General features: G+C 37.2%; 1 protein-coding gene. It reads left to right on the forward strand.

Annotated elements, in window-relative coordinates:
* A partial coding sequence (locus ABS784_RS17130) for a hypothetical protein (protein WP_352513405.1) occupies nt 1-269 on the forward strand: 269 nt, incomplete at both ends.

A 269-nucleotide genomic window follows, 5' to 3' on the forward strand; every position in this document is an offset into this window, starting at 1 on the left:
GTCTGTTTGTATTAAGAACATTGATTGGGGTTCATCATCGATTGGGAAACATTTCTGAGCGTGTGAAATATTTTGAAGAGCTTCCTTTTTTCATTCGACGAATACTCAAGAACGATTATGAGATCGCAAAAGATGAAAAAGAACGGATGAAGGAAAAGTGGACGTGGAAAAAAGATTTGCCGCAGATCGCATTAGGCGACAAAATTGTCCACGTATTAAATAAATCTATGCCTGAGGTTAATGGATATACCATTCGAAGCAGAGAAATT

The sequence above is a fragment of the Geobacillus sp. G4 genome (genome assembly GCF_040327975.1).
Classification (GTDB): Bacteria; Bacillota; Bacilli; order Bacillales; family Anoxybacillaceae; genus Geobacillus; species Geobacillus thermoleovorans.